Source organism: Streptomyces sp. NPDC000151, from assembly GCF_040301705.1.
Taxonomy (GTDB): domain Bacteria; phylum Actinomycetota; class Actinomycetes; order Streptomycetales; family Streptomycetaceae; genus Streptomyces.
Genome location: NZ_JBEPFC010000233.1, coordinates 1 through 6,712, shown reverse-complemented (window position 1 = coordinate 6,712; position 6,712 = coordinate 1). Strand labels below are relative to the sequence as shown.

The window sequence follows — 6,712 nt, the reverse complement described above, 5'->3', positions numbered from 1 at the left end:
CCCGGAGGCGGCCCGTGGGCCCGCGCCGGCGCCCTGGTCGGGCGTCGCCGCTTCGCCCGCGTCCACGGGTCTCCAGGAGGCCGCGTCGCGCTCGCCCCACGGGTCGGCGGTACCGGTCTCTTCAGTAACGGCGCCGCTCTCCGTGGTGTCGGTCGTCCCCTCCGGGGTCCGGCGGCTATGGCGTCCCACTGGGCCCGTCAGCTCCTGCTCGCATCGGCGGTCGTGTCGTCCAGCAGCTCCCGCACGGCGCGGGCGACGGTCGACGGGTACTCCATCATCGCGACGTGGCCCGCCTCGGGGAGGGTGAGCAGGCGCGAGCCGCGGAAGGCGGCGGCGGCCCTGCGGGCCATCCGGAAGGAGACCAGCCGGTCCCGGCCGCCGTAGATGAGCAGGGTCGGCGCGAGAACGCGCTCCGCCTGCCGCCACAGGTTGTGCTGGCCGCCGAGCGTGTAGGCGTTCACGATGCCGCGCGAGGCGCGCTCCATGACCTCCCAGAAGTACGGCAGCTGCAGCCGGCGCGCGGTCTCCTCGACCGCCGCCGCCACTTCCTCGGGCGTGACCATCCCGGGGTCGCCGTAGCAGAGGGCGAGCACCTCACGGGTGCGGCGCTCGGCCGTCCAGTCCCGCGTCAGGCGGCTGAAGAGGGTGGTGATGCCGGGGACCGCCAGCAGCGCCGTGGGCACCGCGCTGAGCTGCGGGCGCAGCTCGGGCAGCGCGGGCGAGACCAGCGTCAGGGTGCGCACGAGGTCGGGGCGGACCGCGGCGACCCGGGTCGAGACCGCGCCGCCCATGGAGTTGCCGATGAGGTGGACGGGGCCGCGGCCGCGCTGGTCGAGATACCGGATGACCGTGCGGGCCTGGCCGCTGATGGAGTAGTTGCCGTCGTCCGGGGGCGGGGAGTCGCCGAATCCGGGGAGGTCCAGCGCCTCGCCGTCCACCCGGTCGGCGAGCAGCGCCATGAGGGCGGACCAGTTCTGCGACGAGCCGCCGAGGCCGTGCACGTACAGGGCGGGCGGCAGGTCCTCGCGCACCCTGGCGGGCGCGCGGACGCTGAGCGTCACGCCCGGCAGGCTCACGCTGCGCAGCGTCTCCTCGGTGCCGACGCGCGGGCCCGGGCCCCCGGGCGGCACCGGGAGCGCGGTTCGGGTGTCCGGCGGCTCCGTGGAAGACATGCGTCGATGTTACGAGACGATCACGTCCGTTCCGGTGTGTTCGCCATCACACGTCTCTTGGGTCACGGCCGCGCCTTCGTGGCGCCGCCGTCACTTCTTACGTAGCGACGCGACCGCTTCGTAGCCGTGCGACCGCGCCTTCCGGTACCGCCACCCGTTCGCGGCGCGTACCGCATCGCGCCGGGCAATCCCCTCTCATAGGCTCGTGTAAAGGACGCTCACCCAGGAAAGGGGAGCCACCATGCCTGTCGACCCCACAGATCCGGATACCTTCGACGAGGACGAGACGACCGAAATCGACACGGAAGCACCGGAGGCGGATACCCGGGAACAGCTCATGAGCGTCGCGCAACAGCAGGACGACACACTGACCGGCGGCGATCCCGACGCGGCGAACGAAGCGGACCGTGCGGAACAGGCCCGGGTGGTCGAGCTGGACGAAGACGATTACCGGTGACCTGAGCCGGTATGTCGGCTTCCTGCAAGACCCGGGCGGATAAATTCTCGCTCCGGACCGCGCACAGCCTCGTTACCCAAAAGTACGATGGCGGGCGCGGTGCACCGGGCTGTGTGCATCTCGTACGGAACGACACTGGGAGGCGGCGTGAGCGCCATCGAGCAGACAGAGGCCGCGCGCCCTCGGGGCACGCGCCTGCCGCGCCGGGCACGGCGCAACCAGCTCCTGGGCGCCGCACAGGAAGTCTTCGTGGCGCAGGGGTACCACGCTGCGGCGATGGACGACATCGCCGAGCGGGCCGGCGTCAGCAAGCCGGTGCTCTACCAGCACTTCCCCGGCAAGCTCGACCTCTACCTCGCCCTGCTGGACCAGCACTGCGAGTCGCTGCTGCAGTCGGTACGAACGGCCCTGGCCTCCACCACCGACAACAAGCAGCGGGTCGCGGCGACCATGGACGCGTACTTCGCGTACGTGGAGGACCCGGGCGGCGCATTCCGACTGGTGTTCGAGTCGGACCTCACCAACGAGACGGCTGTCCGCGAGCGCGTGGACAAGGTCTCGCTGCAGTGCGCCGAGGCGATCAGTGACGTGATCGCGGAGGACACCGGGCTGTCCAAGGAGGAGTCCATGCTGCTGGCGGTGGGCCTGGGCGGCGTGTCCCAGGTCGTCGCGCGGTACTGGCTCTCCAGCGAGCGCACGGTCACCCGTGACACGGCGGTGCAGCTGCTCACCTCGCTGGCCTGGAAGGGCATCGCGGGCTTCCCGCTGCACGGCACCGAAGGCCACTGAGGCGGCCCCTGACGGAGCCCCCGGGGCGGGCGTCGGCAGCCGTGCCGGCGCCCGCCCCGACGGGGCGCCGGGCGCCTGTTCCGGTGCCGCTCCCGCGCCCTGACCAGCCGCACGCGGCCCTCGTGTTCGCTGCGGGCGTGTTCCGCGGCGCCTTGTCCGTCCCCGTACCGGGCTAATGTGTGCTGCGTAGGGCGCGGATCGTCGCGCACCCCGCCCCCTGGCCAGACCGGGGGGACCGAGACCGTCGGAGGGACATAAGCCGTGGAGGTCAAGATCGGCGTGCAGCACGCGCCCCGCGAGATCGTCCTGGAGAGCTCGCAGCCTGCCGAGGAGGTCGAGAGTGCGGTCGCCGCCGCGCTGGCCGGCACGTCGCAGCTGCTGAGCCTGGAGGACGAACACGGCCGCAAGGTCCTGGTACCGGCGGACCGGCTGGCGTACGTCGAGATCGGCGAGCCCGCCGGACGCAAGGTGGGCTTCGGCGCTCTGTAGACGCCTGCCGCGCACAGCACGTATGACGGGCGGCGCCCCGGGGAGACGTTCCCCGGGGCGCCGCCCGTTCGCTTGCGCCCCCTCTCCGCACTGTCGGGCGCTTTTCCCCTGCTCAGGGCGGTGATCGCACCTTTGTCCGGCCCGGCACGATTGCCCGTGGCGCGCCGTGGGTACGACCGCCCACGAATGGCCGTGACACCGCCGCGGCACGGCGGTGTCATCCGTGCGGGAGGGGAAACATGATCTTGGAAGTGCTCGGCGCCACCGCCCTGGGCCTCGCCCTCGCCCTCGCCGCCCTCCGGCGGCTGCCCGGCCGCTTCCCGAAGCGCAGCCTGACGCTGTCCACGGGCCCCGCGGCAGCCGTCTTCGGCGCACTGCTGGCGCACACGATCCTGGGCCCGGGGCAGACACCGGTAGTCCTTGTGGTGGCCGTGGGCCTGTCCGCGGCGCTGCTCTCGCTGCTGCTGCGACCCGAGCCCCGGCCCGCCCGGCGGCTGCGCCGATCAGCGACGGCCTGAGGCAGCCCGGCCCCGAGCCCCGAGCCCCGAGCCCTGACGGACAGCCGGTACGGACGGTTTCCGGCCGATGTCGCCACGCAGAAACGGCGCGTTTGCGTGCCGCACCATGTCAGTACGCGCGGTTTCCCACGACTGGAGCGCCGCACCACGTCAGTACGTCAACGCGCCCCGCACCTGCCGAAGCGGTGCGGGGCGCGTTGATGTGAGTGTCGTCTCACGTCCGTTACGCGGCCAGCCCCAGGGCCGCCATCCGCTTGGTGTGCGCCTCGGTGATGCGCGAGAACATCCGGCCGACCTCCGCCAGGTCGAAGCCGTCCGCCACGCCGCCGACCAGCATCGTCGACAGCGCGTCCCGGTCCGCGACGACCCGCTGCGCCTGGGAGAGGGCCTCGCCCATCAGGCGGCGCGCCCACAGCGCGAGCCGGCCGCCGACCCGGGGGTCGGCCTCGATGGCCGCGCGGACCTTCTCGACGGCGAAGGAGGCGTGCCCTGTGTCATCCAGCACACCGAGCACCAGCTCCTTGGTGTCGGAGTCCAGCCGGGCCGCCACCTCACGGTAGAAGTCGCTGGCGATGGAGTCGCCGACGTACGCCTTGACCAGGCCCTCCAGCCAGTCCGAGGGCGCGGTCTGGCGGTGGAACTCGTCCAGCGCGGCGGCGAACGGCTCCATGGCCGCGTTGGGCTCCGCGTCGATCTGCGCGAGCCGCTCCCGCAGCCGCTCGAAGTGGTGGAACTCCGCCGACGCCATCTTCGCCAGCTCCGCCTTGTCGTCCGTCGTGGACGCCAGCTTGGCGTCCTCGGCCAGCCGCTCGAAGGCGGACAGCTCGCCGTACGCGAGCGCGCCGAGCAGGTCGATCACCGCGGCCCGGTACTGCGGGTCGGCGGCCGCCTCCTCCCAGGTCTGGGCGGCGATCCCGGTGGGCTCGTCGGGCGTGGCGGGGGCGTCGGCGGTGGCGTTGTCAGGCGTCTCCATGAAGCGCACAATAGCCCGCTCCGCAACCCGGGGAAGGGCCTGGTCAGCCTCTCGGGTACCACCCGACCGAACGATTGCCCGGACACACATGCGCTCATCCGGGGTATGGTGGTAAAGAGCCCGCCGAAGTTTCGGTGGGTGTTTCACGAATGCGGATGCCCGGTCGGTGGCCCGATCGGCTCCACCCCGACCGCCCTCTGCCCCGACGCGTACGAGACGTACGCACGGCAGGGGAACACCGCTCGCGGCACGAGCGCCTGAGCGAAGGCAGTGGTCCCGCGCCATCCGGCCCTAGGAGGCCGGGCCGCGCCGAGTACGACCCCGTACGACGGCCGGCAAGGCACGGTCGATCCCCTTCGTCGCCTCGCGCCGCGTCTCACAGAAGAGGCAAGCATCCTGTCTACGTTCCGAGACCTCGGGATCCTCCCCGAGACCGCCGAAGCCCTCGAGGCAGTCGGCATCATGACTCCGTTCCCCATCCAGGCCCTGACCCTCCCGGTCGCCCTCTCCGGCTCCGACGTCATCGGCCAGGCCAAGACGGGCACCGGCAAGACCCTCGGCTTCGGCCTCCCGCTCCTGGAGCGCGTCACCGTCCCCGCCGACGTCGAGGCCGGCCGGGCCAAGCCCGAGCAGCTGACCGACGCGCCGCAGGCGCTGGTCGTCGTCCCCACCCGCGAGCTGTGCCAGCAGGTCACCAACGACCTGCTGACCGCCGGCAAGGTCCGTAACGTCCGCGTGCTCGCCATCTACGGCGGCCGGGCGTACGAGCCCCAGGTCGAGGCGCTCCAGAAGGGCGTCGACGTCGTCGTCGGCACCCCGGGCCGGCTGCTGGACCTGGCGGGCCAGAAGAAGCTGGACCTCTCGCAGGTCCGCGGTCTCGTCCTGGACGAGGCCGACGAGATGCTCGACCTCGGCTTCCTGCCGGACGTCGAGAAGATCATCCAGTACCTCCCGGCCAAGCGGCAGACCATGCTGTTCTCCGCGACCATGCCCGGTCAGGTCATCTCGCTGGCGCGGCGCTACATGTCGCAGCCGACCCACATCCGCGCCACCTCGCCCGACGACGAGGGCGCGACGGTCGCCAACACCACTCAGCACATCTTCCGCGCGCACTCCATGGACAAGCCGGAGCTGGTCTCGCGCATCCTGCAGGCCGAGGGCCGCGGGCTCGCGATGATCTTCTGCCGCACCAAGCGCACCGCGGCCGACATCGCCGACCAGCTCGCGCGCCGCGGCTTCGCCTCCGGCGCGGTCCACGGCGACCTCGGCCAGGGCGCCCGCGAGCAGGCGCTGCGTGCCTTCCGCAACGGCAAGGTCGACGTCCTGGTCTGCACCGATGTCGCCGCGCGCGGCATCGACGTCAGCGGTGTGACACACGTCATCAACTACCAGACGCCCGAGGACGAGAAGACCTACCTGCACCGCATCGGCCGTACGGGCCGCGCGGGCGCCAAGGGCACCGCCGTCACGCTGGTCGACTGGGACGACATCCCGCGCTGGCAGCTGATCAACAAGGCGCTGGACCTGTCGTTCAACGACCCGGAGGAGACCTACTCCACCTCCGCGCACCTCTACGAGCTGCTGAACATCCCCCAGGGCGTCACCGGCGTGCTGCCGCGCTCCGAGCGCACCCGGGCGGGCCTGGCCGCCGAGGACGTCGAGGACCTCGGTGAGACCGGCGGCCGCGGCCGCGGGCCGCGCAAGGGCGGCCGGGAGGCCGAGCGTGAGGAGGCGCGCCCGGAGCGTACGCGTACGCCGCGCAAGCGCCGCCGTACTCGCAACGGCGCCCCTCTCGACGGCGAGACCGCTGCCGCCGGTACGCAGGGCGGCGAGGCGGCCGAGGCCGCGGCGGACACCGCCGAGGGCACGACCGCGCCCCGCCAGCCGCGCCGCCGGCGCCGCACGCGCGCCGCCGCGTCCGACAACGCCACCACGTCCGCCGCCGCGCAGCGGACCGCCACCGCGCACGCCGTGGCCGAGCCCGCGCCGGCCGTCGCGCCGGCCGAGCCGGTGACCGCCGAGCCGGCGGCGCCCGAGGCCGCGACCGTTCCGGTGCAGAGCACCGGCCCGGACACCGCGCAGGAGGCGCCGGCCAAGCCGCGCCGCCGGCGTGCCCGCGGCACCCGCGCTCCCCAGGGCACGGCCCCCGAGGCCGCGGTCGCCACCGCCGAGGGCCGGGCGCCCGTCGCCAAGGCTCCGGCGCCCCGGCGTCCGGTGATCGTCAAGGAGGACACCTCGGTGGGCTTCCAGACGGTCGAGGTCGCCGCGCAGCGCCTGGCCGCCGAGCGCCGCGCCGCCGAGGAGGCCGCCGCCG

At 73.1% G+C, this 6,712-nt stretch carries 8 protein-coding genes; 5 read left to right on the top strand and 3 right to left on the bottom strand.

Going from position 1 to position 6,712, the window contains the following annotated elements:
• Both ABT381_RS34385 and ABT381_RS34380 read right to left on the bottom strand, forming a co-directional pair.
• The coding region (locus tag ABT381_RS34385) for a hypothetical protein (protein ID WP_351601571.1) at nucleotides 1-189 on the bottom strand (189 nt) is incomplete at its 3' end.
• A gap of 8 nt (nucleotides 190-197) precedes the next feature.
• Entirely contained in the window at nucleotides 198-1,172 is a 975-nt protein-coding gene (locus ABT381_RS34380; protein ID WP_351601568.1) for an alpha/beta fold hydrolase, read from the bottom strand.
• Nucleotides 1,173-1,413: 241 nt separating this feature from the next.
• Here ABT381_RS34380 and ABT381_RS34375 point away from each other — a divergent pair, with 241 nt between their 5' ends.
• The 4 genes from ABT381_RS34375 to ABT381_RS34360 all read left to right on the top strand — a co-directional run bounded on the left by ABT381_RS34375 (nucleotide 1,414) and on the right by ABT381_RS34360 (nucleotide 3,425).
• Nucleotides 1,414-1,629, top strand: a complete 216-nt coding sequence (locus tag ABT381_RS34375) for an Rv3202a family protein (protein WP_351601565.1) — start codon at nucleotides 1,414-1,416, stop codon at nucleotides 1,627-1,629.
• 147 nt (nucleotides 1,630-1,776) lie between these two features.
• Nucleotides 1,777-2,418 carry a TetR/AcrR family transcriptional regulator gene (locus ABT381_RS34370; RefSeq protein ID WP_351601562.1) on the top strand — a complete coding sequence of 214 codons (642 nt, stop codon included), beginning with the start codon at nucleotides 1,777-1,779 and terminating at the stop codon, nucleotides 2,416-2,418.
• A gap of 261 nt (nucleotides 2,419-2,679) precedes the next feature.
• Entirely contained in the window at nucleotides 2,680-2,907 is a 228-nt protein-coding gene (locus tag ABT381_RS34365) for a DUF3107 domain-containing protein (RefSeq protein WP_351601559.1), read from the top strand.
• 239 nt (nucleotides 2,908-3,146) lie between these two features.
• Complete coding sequence (locus tag ABT381_RS34360) at nucleotides 3,147-3,425, top strand: hypothetical protein (protein ID WP_351601556.1); 279 nt, start codon at nucleotides 3,147-3,149, stop codon at nucleotides 3,423-3,425.
• Between the two features lie 223 nt (nucleotides 3,426-3,648).
• Here ABT381_RS34360 and ABT381_RS34355 read toward each other — a convergent pair whose 3' ends face one another.
• Nucleotides 3,649-4,398, bottom strand: coding sequence for a ferritin-like fold-containing protein (locus ABT381_RS34355; protein WP_351601553.1), 750 nt, complete (start codon nucleotides 4,396-4,398; stop codon nucleotides 3,649-3,651).
• Between the two features lie 462 nt (nucleotides 4,399-4,860).
• Here ABT381_RS34355 and ABT381_RS34350 point away from each other — a divergent pair.
• On the top strand, nucleotides 4,861-6,712 hold a 1,852-nt coding region (locus tag ABT381_RS34350), incomplete at its 3' end, for a DEAD/DEAH box helicase (RefSeq protein WP_351601550.1).